The sequence below is a fragment of the Oceanobacillus sp. FSL W8-0428 genome, from assembly GCF_038004405.1.
Lineage (GTDB): Bacteria > Bacillota > Bacilli > Bacillales > Amphibacillaceae > Oceanobacillus > Oceanobacillus sojae.
On sequence record NZ_JBBORB010000001.1, the window covers coordinates 3,623,065 to 3,641,562 of the forward strand.

Annotated in this window: 15 protein-coding genes; 13 read left to right on the forward strand and 2 right to left on the reverse strand. The window is 37.8% G+C overall.

Features of this window, described 5'->3' with window-relative positions; translation table 11 throughout:
• The first annotated feature begins 17 nt into the window (after nucleotides 1-17).
• The gene (gene pheT / locus MKY30_RS17280) at nucleotides 18-2,447 is read left to right on the forward strand and encodes a phenylalanine--tRNA ligase subunit beta (protein WP_339286050.1); all 2,430 of its coding nucleotides are present in this window, start codon (nucleotides 18-20) and stop codon (nucleotides 2,445-2,447) included.
• Between the two features lie 583 nt (nucleotides 2,448-3,030).
• Here pheT and ung read toward each other — a convergent pair.
• On the reverse strand, nucleotides 3,031-3,723 hold the full coding sequence (gene ung / locus MKY30_RS17285; protein WP_339286051.1) for a uracil-DNA glycosylase: 693 nt from the start codon (nucleotides 3,721-3,723) through the stop codon (nucleotides 3,031-3,033).
• 15 nt (nucleotides 3,724-3,738) lie between these two features.
• A complete protein-coding gene (rnhC, locus tag MKY30_RS17290) occupies nucleotides 3,739-4,656 on the reverse strand; it encodes a ribonuclease HIII (protein WP_339286052.1) in 918 nt (305 codons plus the stop codon).
• Between the two features lie 129 nt (nucleotides 4,657-4,785).
• Here rnhC and zapA point away from each other — a divergent pair, with 129 nt between their 5' ends.
• The 12 genes from zapA (at nucleotide 4,786) to uvrC (ending at nucleotide 18,447) form a co-directional block, all read left to right on the forward strand.
• On the forward strand, nucleotides 4,786-5,046 hold the full coding sequence (gene zapA / locus MKY30_RS17295) for a cell division protein ZapA (RefSeq protein WP_147207958.1): 261 nt from the start codon (nucleotides 4,786-4,788) through the stop codon (nucleotides 5,044-5,046).
• A gap of 5 nt (nucleotides 5,047-5,051) precedes the next feature.
• Nucleotides 5,052-5,603: a CvpA family protein gene (locus MKY30_RS17300; RefSeq protein ID WP_147207957.1), complete on the forward strand. Its 552-nt coding sequence runs from the start codon at nucleotides 5,052-5,054 to the stop codon at nucleotides 5,601-5,603.
• A 245-nt stretch (nucleotides 5,604-5,848) separates the two neighbouring features.
• Nucleotides 5,849-7,561, forward strand: a complete 1,713-nt coding sequence (gene polX / locus MKY30_RS17305) for a DNA polymerase/3'-5' exonuclease PolX (protein WP_147207956.1) — start codon at nucleotides 5,849-5,851, stop codon at nucleotides 7,559-7,561.
• 151 nt (nucleotides 7,562-7,712) lie between these two features.
• Entirely contained in the window at nucleotides 7,713-10,058 is a 2,346-nt protein-coding gene (locus MKY30_RS17310; protein ID WP_156985418.1) for an endonuclease MutS2, read from the forward strand.
• Between the two features lie 119 nt (nucleotides 10,059-10,177).
• Nucleotides 10,178-10,588 (forward strand): DUF350 domain-containing protein, encoded by a 411-nt coding sequence (locus MKY30_RS17315; RefSeq protein ID WP_147207954.1) that lies wholly within the window; start codon nucleotides 10,178-10,180, stop codon nucleotides 10,586-10,588.
• A 171-nt stretch (nucleotides 10,589-10,759) separates the two neighbouring features.
• Nucleotides 10,760-12,463, forward strand: a complete 1,704-nt coding sequence (locus tag MKY30_RS17320) for a long-chain-fatty-acid--CoA ligase (protein ID WP_339286057.1) — start codon at nucleotides 10,760-10,762, stop codon at nucleotides 12,461-12,463.
• A 148-nt stretch (nucleotides 12,464-12,611) separates the two neighbouring features.
• Nucleotides 12,612-13,196, forward strand: a complete 585-nt coding sequence (locus tag MKY30_RS17325; RefSeq protein ID WP_339286058.1) for a TetR/AcrR family transcriptional regulator — start codon at nucleotides 12,612-12,614, stop codon at nucleotides 13,194-13,196.
• 29 nt (nucleotides 13,197-13,225) lie between these two features.
• A complete protein-coding gene (locus MKY30_RS17330) occupies nucleotides 13,226-13,999 on the forward strand; it encodes an enoyl-CoA hydratase (protein ID WP_147207951.1) in 774 nt (257 codons plus the stop codon).
• A gap of 27 nt (nucleotides 14,000-14,026) precedes the next feature.
• Nucleotides 14,027-14,800 (forward strand): electron transfer flavoprotein subunit beta/FixA family protein, encoded by a 774-nt coding sequence (locus MKY30_RS17335; RefSeq protein WP_339286061.1) that lies wholly within the window; start codon nucleotides 14,027-14,029, stop codon nucleotides 14,798-14,800.
• A 224-nt stretch (nucleotides 14,801-15,024) separates the two neighbouring features.
• Nucleotides 15,025-15,999, forward strand: a complete 975-nt coding sequence (locus tag MKY30_RS17340) for an electron transfer flavoprotein subunit alpha/FixB family protein (RefSeq protein ID WP_147207949.1) — start codon at nucleotides 15,025-15,027, stop codon at nucleotides 15,997-15,999.
• Between the two features lie 183 nt (nucleotides 16,000-16,182).
• Nucleotides 16,183-16,497, forward strand: coding sequence for a thioredoxin (gene trxA / locus MKY30_RS17345; RefSeq protein ID WP_147207948.1), 315 nt, complete (start codon nucleotides 16,183-16,185; stop codon nucleotides 16,495-16,497).
• Between the two features lie 141 nt (nucleotides 16,498-16,638).
• Nucleotides 16,639-18,447 (forward strand): excinuclease ABC subunit UvrC, encoded by a 1,809-nt coding sequence (uvrC, locus tag MKY30_RS17350; protein ID WP_147207947.1) that lies wholly within the window; start codon nucleotides 16,639-16,641, stop codon nucleotides 18,445-18,447.
• Nucleotides 18,448-18,498 lie beyond the last annotated feature (51 nt).

The window sequence follows — 18,498 nt, forward strand, 5'->3', positions numbered from 1 at the left end:
AAGAAGGAGGAGAGTACATGCTTGTTTCCTATAATTGGTTACGAAATTATGTCAATTTAGATAATGTAACACCAGAAGAATTAGCAGAAAAAATAACACGGTCTGGTATTGAAGTAGAAGGGATTGAATATCTGGCTCCCAAAAGTGAAAATATTGTAGTTGGATATGTGAAATCCTGCGAAAAGCATCCAGACGCAGATAAATTAAACTTATGTCAGGTGGATGTTGGAGAAGAGTCTCTGCAAATCATCTGTGGTGCGCCAAACGTTGGATCGGGGCAGAAGGTTGCTGTTGCAAAGCCCGGTGCAAAGCTTCCAAATGGTATGAAAATCAAGAAAGTGAAGCTGCGTGGTGTAGAATCAAATGGAATGATTTGTTCCCTGCAGGAGCTTGGGTTAGATGAAAAATATATTCCTGTTGATGTCGCAGAAGGAATCTTTGTTTTCCCTGAAGATGCAGAAGTAGGTGTACCTGTACAGGAATTATTGAACCTGGATGACGCCATTTTAGATTTGGATGTACTGGCAAACCGGCCGGATGCATTAAGTATGCTTGGTGTGGCATACGAGGTGGCAGCAATTTTAAATCAGCCAATGGAACTGCCTGATGAAAATCTGACTGTTGACGAATCTATAGAAGCAAAAGATTATATCGATGTAAAAATTGATTCCATTGAAAATAATCCATATTACGGTGCTTTTATAATTAGAGACGTGGAAATAAAACCGGCTCCATTATGGATGCGCAACTACTTAATGGCATCAGGTATTCGTCCAATTAACAATGTAGTGGATATTACTAACTTTGTTTTATTAGAATACGGGCAGCCGCTCCATGCGTTTGATTATGATCAATTTGGATCGAAGCAGGTAGTCATCCGTCAAGGAAAAGTAAATGAAACAATGGTTACTTTAGACGATCAGGAACGTCAATTAAACGAAAACAATCTTGTTATCACGAATGGAAAAGAGCCTGTTGCTTTAGCTGGAGTAATGGGAGGAGCTGATTCCGAGGTAACAGATGAAACAACGAACCTCCTGTTGGAAGCAGCGTATTTTAATTCAGCTTCTGTACGCCATACAGTGAAGCAAACAGGATTGCGCAGTGAATCAAGCACCCGCTTTGAAAAAGGTGTTGATCCAAATCGCGTAAAACGTGCTGGAATACGTGCATGCAGCCTGCTTCAAAAATATGCAAATGGAAAAATTGCAGGTGGTGTTGTAGAAGTAGATGAGCTGGATAAATCAGAGAAATCTGTCACAGTTACAACAGCAAAAATAAATCAGCGATTAGGAATGGAATTGGACGAAAAAGATGTGGCCTCTGTCTTGTCACGCTTACAATTTGAATTCAGTAAAAATGGAGAAGAAATTATTGTTCAAGTACCGACCCGCCGTCTTGATATTTCTATTTTTGAAGATATTCTGGAAGAGGTAATCCGTATTTATGGTTATGATCATTTACCATATACGATTCCTCAAGGCTGGGTTCAGGCTGGCGGTTTAACTGATATCCAGCTATTACAGCGGGAAATTAAAAATTATTTATCAAGTGCCGGGCTAATGGAAACATTAACCTACTCTTTAACAAACGAAAAGGATGCAAAGCGATTCTTAACACCGGATATTGAAGAAAAGCCTGCTTACTCTGTCGGGCTGGCAATGCCAATGAGTGAAGAGCACAGTCATCTGCGGTTAAGTCTTATTCCGGAAATGCTTCGCGTATTGCAGCATAATGTAGCCAGGACACAAACAGATTTAGCTTATTATGAAATTGGTAAGGTATTTATTTCCCGTGAAGAGGAGATAACAAATCAGCCAATTGAAAACCTGCATGTTGCCGGCGCCTTAACCGGTCTATGGCATAATCATCCATGGCAGCAGGAGAAGAAGCCGGTTGACTTTTATGTAGCTAAAGGAATTGTTGAAGGCTTGTTTGCACATTTAGAATTGAATGTTACCTTTGTACAAATAAAAATGGAAGATATGCACCCGGGACGCTGTGCAGAAATCAGGTTAAATGGAAAGGGCATTGGCTATGTTGGCCAGGTTCATCCACTGACTGCAAAAGATTTTGATGTGAAGGAAACATATGTCTTTGAAATAGATCTGGAATCTGTGTTCGCAGTTCATCAGCTGACACCTTCATTCACAGATATTCCGCGCTATCCATCTGTGACCAGGGATATTGCTTTTATCCTGGACAATGATATTCCTGCCGGTGATGTTCAGGCAGTTATCAAGGAAATCGGAGCTCCATTGGTAAAAGAGGTATCTATATTTGATGTCTATCAGGGAGAGCATATGGAAGAAGGTAAAAAATCTGTTGCTTACCGTCTTCTATACCAGGACCCGAGCCGTACGTTAAAGGATGATGAAGTGGATGCTTCTTATCAGGAGATTATTGAAAAAGTAAATAATCAATTCGGATCTTATGTCCGCTCATAATCAGAATAAAAGAAAGCCGCTGTCACTACTTTTCCTAAAGCTGTGACGGCGGCTTTTGTTTATAGTCTGTTGATTATCAATTTCCACATTTCAATCCACGCACCCATATAGGATGCGAAGCTGCATTTGATATGGAGACGGCAAATAAAGCTATTTCAATCCACGCACCCATATAGGATGCGAATGTTGGTTAAACCCACCTTGGACAACATCCCGGATTTCAATCCACGCACCCATATAGGATGCGAAAGCGCACATAAATTCTCTATATACAGCAAGGGTTTATATATACAAAAGTGCTAACCTGTATTTTACTCCTGATATTTTGTATTAATTTCATAGAAACAAGAGGAAAAACCTTTATAAATCAACAGGTGCTAATCTCCTTAATAATCTATGTTTGCTTTGGGTTAGCACCTGATCAAATAAAAGTAAGATAAAAAATTTCAAGGTATGCGGAAATAATGAATAATACTATTTTATCATAAACACTTTTGACTTTATTATCTTTTCAACAACCCAGCTTATAAAAGACTTTCCCTAAAGAAAATCAAGCATATTTCAATTTTAATCTGGCAATAAATCAATTATCCGTATTCACATTCATAGGAAGCTGCCAATCGATAGGAGTAAGATTTTCCTGTTTTAAAATAGCGTTTGTTTTTGAAAAGTGACGGCATCCAAAAAAACCGCGATGTGCTGATAAAGGACTTGGATGCGGAGCTTTTAAAACATAATGCTTATCCGTATCAATTAATTCCACTTTTTTCTGTGCTGCTGCTCCCCATAATAAGAACACAACTGGGTGATCCTTCTGATTTAAAGAATAAATCACCTGATTAGTAAATTGCTCCCAGCCTTTATTTTTATGAGAATGTGCCTGATGTGCCCGGACGGTCAGAACATTGTTAAGCAGAAGTACTCCCTGATCTGCCCACGCTTTCAGGTAGCCATGAGAAGGAATCTTAAAATCGACATCGGCAGCGAGCTCCTGATACATATTTTTTAATGAAGGAGGAACCGGAACACCGGGTTGTACAGAAAAGCTAAGACCATGTGCCTGGTGGGGGCCATGATAAGGATCCTGGCCTAAAATAACAACCTTTACTTTTTGAAAATCCGTAAAATGCAATGCATTAAAAATATCGTACATATCTGGATAAATTGTGTGTGAACTGTATTCTTTTTTTAGGAATTCCCGTAAGTGTTTATAGTAGTCTTTTTGAAATTCTTGCTTTAAAACTTGTTCCCAATCGTTCTTTAAAGGTATATTCATTATGTCACCTCATTCTTATAAGTATTTCTTTGCTTTGTTTGTGTTGGCAAAATGAAGTTTCGCTACATGTCCAAGCTGCTGTTCGCCGTGAGTTCTTATATAATTTGCTGCCACTTTATCTACTTTACTGGAGGCACCCTTTGGCAAAATTATCCCGGCTTCTTCTGATAATTTATCCATAGCAGTAACAAACCGGGCTCTTGCTAAAATAGAAGCTGCAGCAACATTAATAGAATGACTCTCTGCTTTGGTAATAAAGGTGGTATTTTCATGAAGCTTTAATGCTTCCGATTGCAGGTAACGCTTATATACAGCAGGTTCACAAAACTGATCAATTACTATTCCGCCGTAAGCTGATCCATTAAGTTTTTTGATCAATCTATCAATAGCGTGATGATGCAGCATCGCTTTCATCTTTCCTTGAGACCATCCTTTATTTTGCAGATGATTATATTTTTCGTTCCCTAATTTAAGAATTGTATATGAAATAGGGAGCTTTAAGATTTCTTGCGCAATGTCTTGTATAACATCGTCCTTTAAATTTTTAGAGTCTACAACTCCGAGCTGTTTTAGTTGGAATTGCTGCTCTTTTGTTGCGAAAACTGCAGCAACAGTAATCGGCCCAAAGTAATCGCCAGTACCGGACTCGTCCGAACCAATATGATTCTTTTGGAAAATAGCTGTGTCGATATTTGGGGAATGCTTTGTTTTTTTTGCTTGTGTAATGGCAGATTTACTCTTCCATTGGGTGCTTTCCTTCTCTGGCTGGCTTCCTTGAAAAAGAACTTTGCCGGAATGGTACGCTGTGATAACAGCAAAAGGTGTTTTTGCCCGGAAGACAGCTCCCTGGGGTGTTTTCTCTAAGTAAGCGTGATAATGCTTTTTCATTTCTTTTATTTTAGGTGCAGCTAATGTTAATACTTCTTGGCCCAAAGCTTCATTCCTCCAATCATTAGATACCTAAGACTATAGCAAAAATAGCGGGATTTTGAAATACTTCTTTTTAAGCAAAGTTCATGTTAATATATAAAAGAATCATCGTTGCACAGGAGGCAGCAAAAAATGACAGACAATGAGAAAAAACGCGTTACTGTTGAAATATATAATCGAACCTACCATATTATTGGTACAGAATCAGAACGCCATGTTCAATTAGTGGCAAATCTAGTCGATCAAAAAATGAATGAAATCCATGATGCAAATAAACAATTAGATACAGCCAGTTTAGCAGTATTAACAGCTGTAAATACAATGAACGATTATTTAAAACTAAAAGAAGACTATGCGACACTTTTAGGTTCACTACGAAAGAAAGAGGACTAACAAACATGATTAACTTAATTTTAATTATTCTTCTGTTATTTGGAATAATGATGGGGTTAAAAAGAGGGTTTATTCTTCAGTTATTTCATTTAACAGGTTTTATTATTGCTTTTATTGTTGCGGTAATGTACTTCCGCCCATTCGGAGAAAGACTTTCTCTTTATATTCCTTATCCGGACCTTTCAGGAGAAGGAGCCTGGTCATCGTTTTTGGAAAACCTGCCTATAGAAAACGCATTTTATAATGCTATCGCCTTTGCGATTATTTTCTTTGCAGTGAAGTTTATTTTGCAAATTATTGCTTCGATGTTAGATTTTGTAGCTGCGATACCAATCATCAGCTTTGTTAACAAAATCTTAGGAGCTGCACTTGGCTTTGTTGAATTATATTTAATCAGCTTTATTATTTTATATATCCTGGCCCTAACACCGGTTGGCGGTGTACAGGAAGCGATTCAAGGATCTTCACTGGCGATGCGGATCATTGAGCATACACCGTATTTTTCAGAACGTATTTTTGAATTATGGTTTAATTTGACGGAATCTTTGACTAAATAAAATAGCAGACCATGAACATGATGATAATAAGCAAAACTGACTCAGACTAAACTAGCTTGGGTCAGTTTTGTTACGATAGGAATGCCTGTAATTTCCAATGTGGCAGATTGAAGAAATATGTTTAAACAAATTGGGAAAACAAGTATTTCATCTCCTTATTAACTTATCAAACCTTCCGTGTATAAAGAAAAATCCACAAAAGGAAGTTTTGTTTATGTAAATGGTGACAGAATAGGGGAAAGTATATGAATAAAAAAGATATTATTCGTTTGCTGGAGAAAATAGCAGTTTATATGGAGCTGAAGGGGGAAAACCCTTTTAAAATAAGTGCTTATCGAAAGGCTGCGCAGGCTATTGAGACAGATGACCGCAGCTTGAGTGAAATAGATGACTTTACTAAGATGAAAGGCATTGGAAAAGGAACTGCTGCAGTAATTACAGAATTTATTGAAGCAGGTCATTCGGAAACACTGGAACAATTGGAGAAAGAGGTTCCTGCTGGGCTTGTCCCCTTATTGGACTTACCTGGACTTGGAGGAAAGAAACTGTCTAAGCTTTATCAAGAATTAGGCGTGGTGGACGCTGACACTTTAAAAGAAGCTTGTCTGTCCGGAAAGGTGGAGGCTTTACCCGGATTTGGCAAAAAATCTGTGGAGAAAATTGTTACAGCGATAGAGGAAGCTGGCAAGAGACCAGAACGAATTCCTGTAGCAATTATGCTTCCGATCGCAGAAAAGGTGGAAGCTTACTTAAATGATATCACTGGTATTATCCGCTATTCTCAGGCGGGAAGCATCCGGCGTATGCGTGAGACAGTTAAAGATCTTGATTTTATCATTGCTAGTGACAACGCAGAGGAAGTAAAAGAAGCGTTAATAAAATTTCCTTCCATCAAAAATGTTATCGCTAAAGGAGATACAAAGGTATCTATCACTTTGGAAGAGGTTTATGATATTAATGTTGATTTTCGTCTGGTTTCTGATGGGGAGTTTGCTTCCACTCTACACCATTTTACTGGCTCAAAGGACCATAATGTGGCCATGCGGCAATTAGCAAAATCACGTGGTGAAAAAATCAGTGAATATGGTGTGGAGATAGAAGAAACAGGGGAGACACTTCAATTTGAAACTGAAGAATCTTTTTTCAAACATTTCGGTTTGCACTTTATTCCTCCGGAGGTTCGTGAAAATACGGGAGAAGTAGAAATATTTAAAGATAAACAGGAATTAATCCAGCTTTCTGATATTCAGGGAGATTTGCATATGCACACCACCTGGAGTGACGGCGCGCAATCTTTGGACGAAATGGTTGAAAAAGTGAAGAGTATGGGTTATTCCTATATGGCAATAACAGATCACTCTAAATATTTGCGGGTAGCGAACGGATTAAATGAAGAACGGCTTCGGAAGCAGCGGGAAGAAATTAATGCTTTAAATGAAAAATATCCGGATTTCCAGATATTTTCCGGTGTGGAAATGGATATTTTGCCGGATGGAAGCCTGGATTTTGATGATGATTTTCTAAAAGAAATGGATTTTGTTATTGGTGCGATTCATTCCAGCTTTCAACAATCAGAAGAAGATATTATGCACAGGTTAAATAATGCATTGGAAAACCCATACGTATCCATTATTGCTCACCCGACAGGAAGACTTATTGGCAGAAGAGATGGGTATAGAGTGAATTTAAAGAAGTTGATTGAAAAAGCGAAAGAAACAAATACGGCTTTAGAAATCAACGCTAATCCAAATCGTTTGGATTTATCCCACGAATGGGCTAAAAAAGCACAGGAAGCAGGCGTTAAACTGGTTATTGATACTGACGCACATAATTATCAAATGCTTGAGCATATGAAATATGGCGTAGCAACGGCCCGCAAAGGATGGATTAAACCATCTACTGTTATCAACACATGGTCAAAAGAAGAACTAATCACATTTTTTAACCGGGGAAAATGAAAATTTTATAAATGAAATTGTATTTTCTTTTAATGGGCTACCACTAAAATTTATGGGTGAAATTAATTATATAAATATAATAAGGAAACAAAATAGCAACAAACTTATCTTACTAATATAAAAATAATTTTTAATAAAAGAGGGTTTTAAAATGAATGAACGCGTGTTAAAAACGCTAGAATTTCATCGCCTTGCTGAAATGGTGTGTGATCAAGCTGAAACCTCTATCGGAAAGGATTTAGCATCTAAGATACGCCCTAATTCCTCGCTGGAAGAAGTGGAGGAATTACAAGCACAGACAGATGAAGCAGTACAAATTTTCCGGCTGAATAAGGTGATTCCTTTAGGGGGTATATCGGATATACGTCCCAGCGTGAAGCGAAGTGCAATAGGCAGTATTTTGGCTGCAGATGAGGTTTTGCGCATTGGTGATACTTTGTATGGCGGCCGGCAAGCAAAAAGCTTTTTGGAGCAGGTGGAGGATTTAGAAATACCAATTCTTCAATCTGCTGCATCAAATATTATTGCAATTCGTGATTTAGAGCAGCATATTAATAGCTGTATTGATGATCATGGTCATATTATGGACGGAGCTTCTTCAGTTTTGCGTTCCATCCGCAGCTCCATTCGCACTTACGAGAGCAGTGTGCGGAGCAAGCTGGAAAGTTATACACGCTCTAACAGCAAAATGCTTTCAGATGCTATTATCACCATTCGGAATGACCGTTATGTTTTACCGGTAAAACAAGAGTATCGCGGTGCTATTGGCGGTATTGTTCATGATCAGTCATCATCGGGACAGACGTTATTTATGGAGCCTAAAGCAATCGTAGATATGAATAATAAATTACAGGATTTATTTTCTAAAGAAAAGCAGGAAATAGACCGTATTTTAAAAGAGCTGAGCGGCCATATTGCTTCCTATGAACAGGAGCTTTTGAATAATGTATACTGGCTTTCGCAAATTGATTTTATAAGTGCCCGGGGAAAACTTGCACAAAAAATGCATGCTGTAAGGCCTAAGATGAATATAAATGGTTATATAAAGATGCAACAGGCAAGACATCCATATATCCCGGAAGATCAGGTTGTTGCTAATGATATTGAAATGGGAGAAGACTTCCAGGCTATTGTTATTACTGGACCAAACACAGGCGGAAAAACAGTAACATTAAAAATGATTGGTCTCTGTACATTGATGGCTCAATCAGGGTTGCAGGTGCCGGCGCTGGATGGCTGTGAAATGCCGGTATTTGATGAGGTTTTTGCTGATATTGGTGATGAACAGTCCATTGAACAGAACTTAAGTACTTTTTCATCACATATGACTAATATTGTAGAAATTATGAAACATGTAACAGATCAGTCACTTGTTTTATTTGATGAATTGGGTTCAGGTACAGATCCTCAAGAAGGGGCTGCTTTAGCGATGTCCATTCTTGATGAAGTTCTTTCAAAGAATGCAAGTGTCATTGCTACAACGCACTACCCGGAGTTAAAAGCTTATGGATTCAACCGGAAACAAGTTGTCAATGCTTCCGTTGAGTTTAATATAGAAACCTTAAGACCTACCTATCGATTACTAATAGGAGTTCCGGGGCGCAGTAATGCATTTGAGATTTCAAAACGGCTCGGCCTTGATGAGACAATGATTAATCATGCCAAGCAGCTGATTGGAGTAGATTCACATCAGGTGGAAAATATGATTGCTTCTTTAGAACAATCCCATACAGAGGCTGAAAGAGATTATGAAAAAGCCCATGAGCTCCTTGAAGAGAGCGAAAAACTTCATGCTGAACTGAAGAAAGCAATGAGCAGGTGGGAAGATCGCAAACAACAAATTTATGAAAGAACAGAGGAAAAAGCAGAAAAAGCATTGCTTAAAGCGCGTCAAGAAGCAGAAGAAATTGTTCAGATGATGCGGAATATGAAAAACCAATCCGGAATGAAAGAGCATGAATGGATAGAAGCCAGAAAAATGCTTGATGAAGCAATGCCCAACCTGAGCAAAGAAAAACCAGCTGTATCTCTTGAAAAGAAGCAGGAAGAGAGCGAGTTAAAGCCAGGAGATGAAATTAAACTTCTTACGGTGAATCAGCTTGGCGAGGTTGTCAGTAAAGTTAATGATAAGGAATACATGGTACAGGTCGGCATTATGAAGGTAAAGGTGAAAAGATCTGATTTAGAGCTTGTTAAGAAGAAGAAAAAGAAACAGGCGGAACCAGTGGCTACTGTAAGAGGGAGTAATCAGCACGTAAAAACAGAATTAGACCTGCGCGGCGAGCGTTATGAGGACGCAATACACAAACTGGAAAAGTATGTTGACGATGTATTACTGGCTGGATATGCTCAGGCATCAATTATTCATGGCAAAGGAACCGGCGCATTACGAAAAGGGGTTCAGGAATTCGTTAAGCGGCATCCGCATATTAAAGGCTCCAGGTCAGGTGAAGCTGGAGAAGGCGGAAGCGGTGTTACGATAATTCGTTTTGAATAAGAGGTAATTTATTTAAATGTTAATGGACGTTGAAAAAAGGGATTAATCAATATATTATTGAGAATGGATAGCATACCATTACAATTGATCCCTTTTTTCCCAATGAAGGAGCGAAGAAAATGGAAGGCTTTTGGGAAAATATTTTAGTAATAACGGCAGCAAGATATAGTGTGTTTATCTTATCAACACTACTATTTTTAGCAATATTTGAGCTGGTGACTTCCTATAAAAACTGGGAGGAAATTAAAAATGGAAACATAGCCGTTGCTATGGCTACAGGCGGTAAACTATTTGGTATAGCAATGATTTTCAGATTTTCTATTGAACATAATGATCGATTATTAGTTTCTATGGGCTGGGGCGTATTTGGTTTTATCTTATTAATAGCCGGGTATCTGTTCTTTGAATTTTTAACCCCATTTATGAAAGTTGATGAAGAAATTGGTAATGGCAATAAGGCTGTCGGGTTTATCTCTATGGTTATTTCAGTAGGGTTAGCTTATGTTATTGGAGCCAGTATAGTAGGTTAGGAGTGGAAATTTTGGTATTTGAACGTTTAGCAAAGATATTAATGGCAGTAGGAATCATTTTTTTCGTGGTAGGAATTATCTACTTATTTCTCTAAAATTTAGATAATATTTTCAAAAATAGAAATTAATCGTTATAATAGGTATATACTATACTAAAGGAGGAGTGATTTAATGGTGGAGAAAAGACTTTGGCATGATCGTTATCCCGAAGATATACCGTTAACAATGGAGTATGATAAGTGTCCTCTGTATCAATATTTAATCGATGCCGCTCATCAGTACGGAGAAAAGAAAGCGCTTTATTTTATGGGGAAAGAAATAACATATAAAGAGCTTTATGAAGAATCGAAAAAAATAGCAAATTACCTGCAATCTATTGGTATTCGAAAAGGAGACAGGGTTGCTATTTTTTTACCGAATACACCTCAGGCTGTAATCAGTTACTATGGTATTTTAATGGCAGGAGCTATCGCTGTTCCCACGAACCCGCTTTATAAAGAAAGAGAACTAATCTTTCAAATGAATGATTCACAGGCCAGAGCAATTATTTGTTTAGATATATTATTTCCACGTGTGAATAGTGTTCGTAATCATACTCCATTAGAGCATGTCATTGTAACAGGTATCAAGGACTATCTTCCATTTCCCAAAAACGTGATCTATCCTTTTATACAGAAACGGGAATATAATATGGTTGTCAAAGTGGAACCTGGTAATGATACACATGTATGGAAGAAAATAATGGAACAATCCGTTGCTGACTATTTAGAATCATCCATTGATCCTATGGAAGATCTAGCTCTCCTGCAATATACCGGCGGAACAACAGGGAACCCAAAGGGAGTTATGCTGACTCATTATAATTTGAGCTCAAACGTACAGATGTGTGAAACCTGGCTTTCTGGAAGTGCAAAAAAAGACAAACAAGATTCAGTTGTTGGTATTCTTCCATTCTTTCACGTATATGGGATGACAGCAGTCATGAATTTTGCGATTAAAAAAGCAGCAAAAATTATTCTTATACCAAAATTTGATGCAGGTGATTTATTAAAGGTAATTGATAAACAAAAACCAAATCTTTTTCCAGGTGCTCCAACTATCTATATCGGTCTCTTAAACCACCCTGATATAGAGAAATATGATTTATCCTCTATCGAAGCATGTATTAGTGGTTCAGCTCCTTTACCTATTGAAATCCAGGAACGTTTTGAAAGAATTACCGGAGGAAAGCTGGTAGAAGGATATGGGTTGACTGAATCATCTCCTGTAACACATGCAAATTTTGTATATGCGGAACGTATTAATGGCAGTATCGGTGTTCCATGGCCGGATACGGATGCAAAAATTGTTCAAATGAGTAGTGACGGCTTAGAAGAGCTTCCAATGGGAGAAATAGGAGAAATTGCTGTGAAAGGTCCGCAAATCATGAAAGGATACTGGAATAATGAAGATGAGACAGCAAATAGCTTAAAGGATGGCTGGCTGTTAACCGGTGATCTGGGTTATGTGGATGAAAGAGGCTATTTTTATGTAGTCGATAGGAAGAAGGATATGATTATCGCCGGTGGCTTTAATATCTATCCAAGGGAAATTGAAGAAGTATTATATGAACATGAGGCTATTCAGGAAACTGTAGTGGCAGGAATACCAGATGCATACAGAGGTGAGACTGTAAAGGCATATATCGTCCTGAAAGAGGGCACAAGCTTAACGGAAGAAGAATTAAATGAGTATGCAAGAGAACATCTGGCAAGCTATAAAGTACCAAGAATTTATGAATTTCGTGATGAGTTACCGAAAACAGCAGTTGGAAAAATCTTAAGAAGAAAACTGGTAGACGAAGAGAAACAGAAACAAGAAGCACCATCTGTTTGAGCCTCGTGCTCTTTTTTTCTTTTTAGAGGATGTTTTAAAATCTGATAAGATAAACTAGTTTTTCATTGACATTAAACTGCAAGGATTGTATATTAAAAATATGAATGACTATTCACTCATTTTTTAATATACAATCAAGGAGAAAATTATGAATAACCAAAAGCCAAAATATCACCAAATTATTGAAGCTGCTGTGAAAGTAATTGCTGAGAATGGTTACCACGGATCACAAGTTTCAAAAATAGCCAAGGAAGCGAATGTTGCTGACGGTACAATTTATTTATATTTTAAAAATAAGGAGCATATTCTTGTATCACTATTTGAAGAAAAAATGGGAGAATTTATTGAACGGATAGCTAAAGCGATTGAAGGCAGTGAGTCCGCTTCAGATCAATTATATACATTGATTGAAATGCATTTCAGGCAGTTGTCTTCTGATTATTATTTAGCAATCGTAACACAGCTGGAGTTGAGGCAATCAAACATTTCTCTAAGACTGCAAATTAATCAAGTTCTGAAGCCTTATTTAAAAGTGATTGATGGTATTATCCAAAAAGGAATCGATCAGCATCAATTTAAAGAAGATCTTAATATGCCTTTAGTAAGGCAAATGATCTTCGGAACGCTAGATGAGATTGTGACAAATTGGGTTATGAAGGAACAGAAATATACTCTTGTTGACATGGTACCAGAAATCCACAGAATGCTGGCCAGTGCTTTAGCTTCTAAATAAGCGGTTAAAACAAAAAAGGAGTGGTAGTCTTGTCCATTATTGATTTAAAAACTGCAGAGAAGGTTGCTTATTTAACGATTAAAAGCCCTCCTGCAAATGCGTTATCTTCAAAAATTATTGCGAAGCTGGATGAGCTGTTAACACAGATTGAAAAAGGTGATGAAGCGAAAGTGATAGTCTTGCAGGGGGAAGGCAAGTTTTTCTCAGCAGGGGCAGATATTAAAGAATTCACCTCTCTTCAAGAAGCGTCTGAGTATGAAACTTTAGCAAAGAATGGCCAGGATATTTTTAGCAAGATAGAGCATTTTCCGCTTCCGGTCATTGCATCTATACATGGGGCCGCGTTAGGTGGAGGACTGGAACTTGCTATGGCTTGTCATATAAGGTATGCAACAGCTAATGCAAAAATAGGTCTCCCAGAAATGAATTTAGGGATTATTCCTGGATTTGCAGGAACGCAGCGGTTACCGCGTTATGTAGGAAATGCGAGAGCATACGAAATGATTTTAACTGGAGAACCCATTTCCGGAAAGCAGGCTGAGGAGTGGGGATTGGTTAACCGGACATTTGAAGAAGGAGAGCTTGAAGAAGCGGTTCGTAAATTAGCCGGAAAGATTGCTGCAAAAAGCAAGCCGGGAATTAACCGGATTATGAAGCTGATTCCGTATGCAAATACGAGCCAATTTAAAGAAGGAGTTAAAAAGGAAGCCAGTTTGTTTGGTGAGATTTTTGGCTCTGATGATGCTAAAGAAGGTGTAAGCGCTTTTATAGAAAAAAGAGCAGCTAATTTTCAAGATAAATAGATTCTAGTTTGTTAGGAGGAAAAAAGAATGAATATTTATGTATTATTAAAGAAAACATTTGATACAGAAGAAAAAATTACTGTTCAAGGTGGCAGAATTGAAGATGATGGTGCAGAATTTATCATTAATCCTTACGATGAATATGCAATAGAAGAAGCAATTGTACAAAGAGACGCCCATGACGGTGAAATAACTGTAGTTACTATTGGAGACGAAGATTCTGAAAAACAGCTCCGAACAGCACTTGCGATGGGAGCAGACAAAGCCGTTCTTATTAATACAGACGAAGATCTAGAAGATGGAGACCAATTTACTACTGCGAAAATTTTAGAGGCTTATTTTGAAGGTAAGGATGCTGATTTAATTTTAGCGGGAAATGTTGCTATTGATGAAGCAAGCGGTCAGGTTGGCCCAAGACTTGCAGAGCTTTTGGGCATACCTTATGTTACAACCATAACCAGTTTGTCCATAGATGGCGCTGCAGTATCGATTGAAAAGGATGTAGAGGGTGACGTGGAGGTTATTGAAACAAGTCTGCCTTTATTAGTTACGTGCCAGCAGGGTTTAAATGATCCACGCTATCCGTCTTTGCCGGGAATTATGAAAGCGAAGAAAAAACCACTTGAAGAATTGGAAATTGACGATTTAGACCTGGACGAAGATGATGTGGAAGCTAAAACAAAAACAATTGATATTTATCTGCCGCCGGAAAAAGAAGCCGGTAAGGTGTTAGAAGGAGAAATAGCGGATCAGGTGAAGGAGCTTGTGTCCTTGTTGAAAAATGACAAAAAAGTACTTTAACAGGATGTTCAAAAAGTCCAATAAAAATGACACTGCGAATTTCTACGTTGACGATTTTTTCCAATGGGACTGCGATTACTCGTCCCACCAAAAGCGTTACTCACGTATTTAAAAACATACGCTCCGTTTGGAAAAAGCTCGTCGCCTTGAACTTCTTGGTCCTTTTCATCGAACTTTTTGAACACGTAATTTAATGCAGCTGATAGTGAAAGGGGATAATAACAATGAGTGACAAGTTACTAGTGATTGGTGAAGTAAGAGATAATGATATAAGAAATGTTTCCTTCGAGGCAATTGCAGCAGCAAAACAAATTAGTGCTGATGCTGAAATCGTAGGAGTGCTGCTCAGTGACAATGATTTGACAAGCGCAGGTGAAGAATTTATTGCTCATGGAGCTGATAGTGTCATAACTGTCACACACGAAAATTTGAAAGAATATACATCAGAAGGATATGGACAGGCAATTTTAGAGATTATTGATGAGTTATCTCCAAACGGGATTGTTATGGGGCACACTTCAATTGGAAAGGATTTAACACCAAAAATTGCTAGCCGCTTATCTGCAGGACTAATCTCAGATGTTGTAGACATTGAAAAAGATGGAGACGATGCAGTTTATATCCGGCCAATTTATTCTGGAAAAGCATTTGAGAAAAAAGCATTTGAAGATGATTTCACATTTGTAACTATCCGGCCCAATAATATACCTGCACTTGAAAAGGATACATCAAGGTCCGGTGATGTAACAGCCAAGGATGTAGATATTAAAGATTTACGTACGATTGTTAAAGAAGTTGTACGTAAAGCATCTGAAGGTGTGGATCTTTCAGAAGCAAACGTGATAGTAGCAGGCGGACGCGGAGTAAAAAGTGCAGACGGATTTAAGCCGCTGTATGAGCTTGCGGAAGTGCTGGGCGGCGCTGTGGGGGCTTCCCGCGGAGCTTGTGATGCAGACTATTGTGATTATGCGCTGCAAATTGGGCAGACTGGAAAAGTAGTGACCCCTGATTTATATATTGCTGTAGGTATTTCTGGTGCTATTCAGCATTTAGCAGGAATGTCTAACTCAAAAGTAATTGTTGCTATTAATAAAGACCCTGAATCAAATATCTTTAATGTTGCTGATTATGGTATTGTAGGCGATTTATTTGAAGTGATTCCGCTGCTTATTGAAGAAATTAAAAAAGTAAAAGCATAATTAGCTGGACATTGCTATTTCAGTTCAAGAATGGATAAAGGCCTGTGAAAAGTAACGCACCACAGGCCTTTTAAAGCTTATTATATATATATGTCGAGCAAACTATTAGGAAGTATACTTATACGGTGATATACTCATACTAAGCTTATTATAAGCTGTATGATGTTTTAAGGAGGTAAAATAATGGCAATTAAAAATGTAACGGACCAAAACTTTACGGAAGAGACAGCAGAAGGTCTTGTTCTTGCAGATTTTTGGGCACCATGGTGCGGACCTTGTAAAATGATTGCTCCTGTTCTAGAAGAAATTGATGGAGAAATGGAAGAAAAAGTACAAATCGTCAAATTAGATGTTGATGAAAACCAGGAAACAGCAGGGAAATTTGGTGTGATGAGTATCCCGACACTTCTTTTATTTAAAGACGGTGAAGTTGTAGACCAAGTTATTGGTTTCCAACCTAAAGAGGCATTAACTGATTTAATTAATAAACATGCCTAATATAGTAAAGTCTTCGTTTTGCTGTCATAATAAAATATGATGGCAGAACAAAATCTTTTGTTATTTATTAGAAAAAAGAGAATCCCTTTGTCATCAAACAGATGAGAAGGGATTTTCTGATGCATAAAGGGCTGGTAATATATGAATAATGAAGCAATTGAAAAAAAACTGTCTATTCTTCCAATGCAGCCCGGCTGTTATCTGATGAAGGACAGGCATGGAACGATTATTTATGTAGGGAAATCTAAAAAACTTAGAAATCGTGTACGCTCCTATTTTCGTGGAGCAAATGACCGGAAAACACAGCGTTTAGTACAAGAGATTGCCGATTTTGAATATATGGTTACATCCTCAGAAATAGAAGCTCTTATTTTAGAAATGAATTTAATAAAAAAATATGATCCTAAATATAATGTAATGCTGAAGGATGATAAATCATATCCATATTTAAAAATTACATCAGAACGGCATCCGCGGTTAATTGTCACAAGACAGCTAAAAAAAGACAAAGGGAAATATTTTGGTCCTTACCCTAACGTTATAGCAGCAAGAGAAACAAAAAAGCTTCTTGACCGGATATATCCGCTTAGGAAGTGTAATAACCCTCCTGGGAGACCATGTCTTTATTATCATATGGGACAATGCTTAGCCTGCGGTAAAAATCCGCCTCCTAAAGAGGTTTATCAAGAAATCGTCCAAGAGATAACTTCCTTTTTACATGGCGGATTTAAAGATATTCGTAACCGTTTGACAAAAGAAATGACAGAAGCAAGCGAAGTATTAAATTTTGAAAGAGCAAAAGAACTTAGAGATACGATTCAATACATTGATGCGACCATGGAGCAGCAAAAAATGACTGCAAACGATCTGATAAACAGAGATGTTTTTGGATACAGTTATGATAAGGGCTGGATGTGTGTACAGGTCTTTTTTATTCGGCAAGGAAAATTAATTGAACGTGATGTCAGTGTATTTCCGTTTTACGATGATGCAGCAGAAACGATAATTAGCTTTATCGCAAGATTTTACTTACATGAAAATCATTTAAAACCAAAGCAGGTACTTGTTCCAATCGGTATCGATGATGAAATACTGGAAAAATTATTAGAAATAAATGTTCATACACCGCTTCGCGGGCGCAAAAAAGAAATGGTAGAATTAGCTTGTGAAAATGCAAAAATTGCTTTGAATGAAAAATTCCAATTAATTGAGCGTGATGAAGAAAGAACATTTCAAGCGGTAGAGGATTTAGGCAAATACTTAAATATAGAGATTCCACATCGGATTGAAGCGTTTGATAATTCTAATATTCAGGGGGCAGACCCTGTATCAGCGATGATTGTTTTCGAGGATGGAAAACCAAATAAAAAGGAATATCGGAAATACAAAATCAGAGATGTTAAAGGTCCGGATGATTATGATACAATGCGGGAAGTGATACGTCGCCGTTATTCGAGAGTGTTGCGCGAGGAACTTCCTTTGCCCGATTTAATTATTGTAGATGGCGGAAAAGGGCAGATGTCAGCAGCAACAGATGTATTAGAGAACGAGCTTGGTTTAAGTATTCCACTTGCCGGTCTTGCTAAAGATGACCGTCATAAAACAAGCGAATTGCTGTATGGTGATCCGCCTGAAGTGATCCCTTTACAGCGTCAGTCACAGGCATTTTATTTAGTACAGCGAATACAGGATGAGGTCCATCGCTTCGCAATTACTTTCCACAGACAATTAAGAGGAAAAGGATTGTTTCAATCAGAACTTGATCGTATTCCCGGTGTTGGCGAAAAGCGCCGTGTACTTCTATTAACGCATTTTAAATCGATAGAAGAAATAAAAAATGCGTCTTTAGAAGAGATGCGTAAAATAGGTATACCAAAAAATATTGCCACAGAAATTATCGGGCATTTAAAAGAACATGACAAAGAAAAAAACGATCGTGAAAAGGAATAATTTTCGCGATCGTTTTTTAAGCTGAATAATTTGTTATTCTGTTCCACAGGC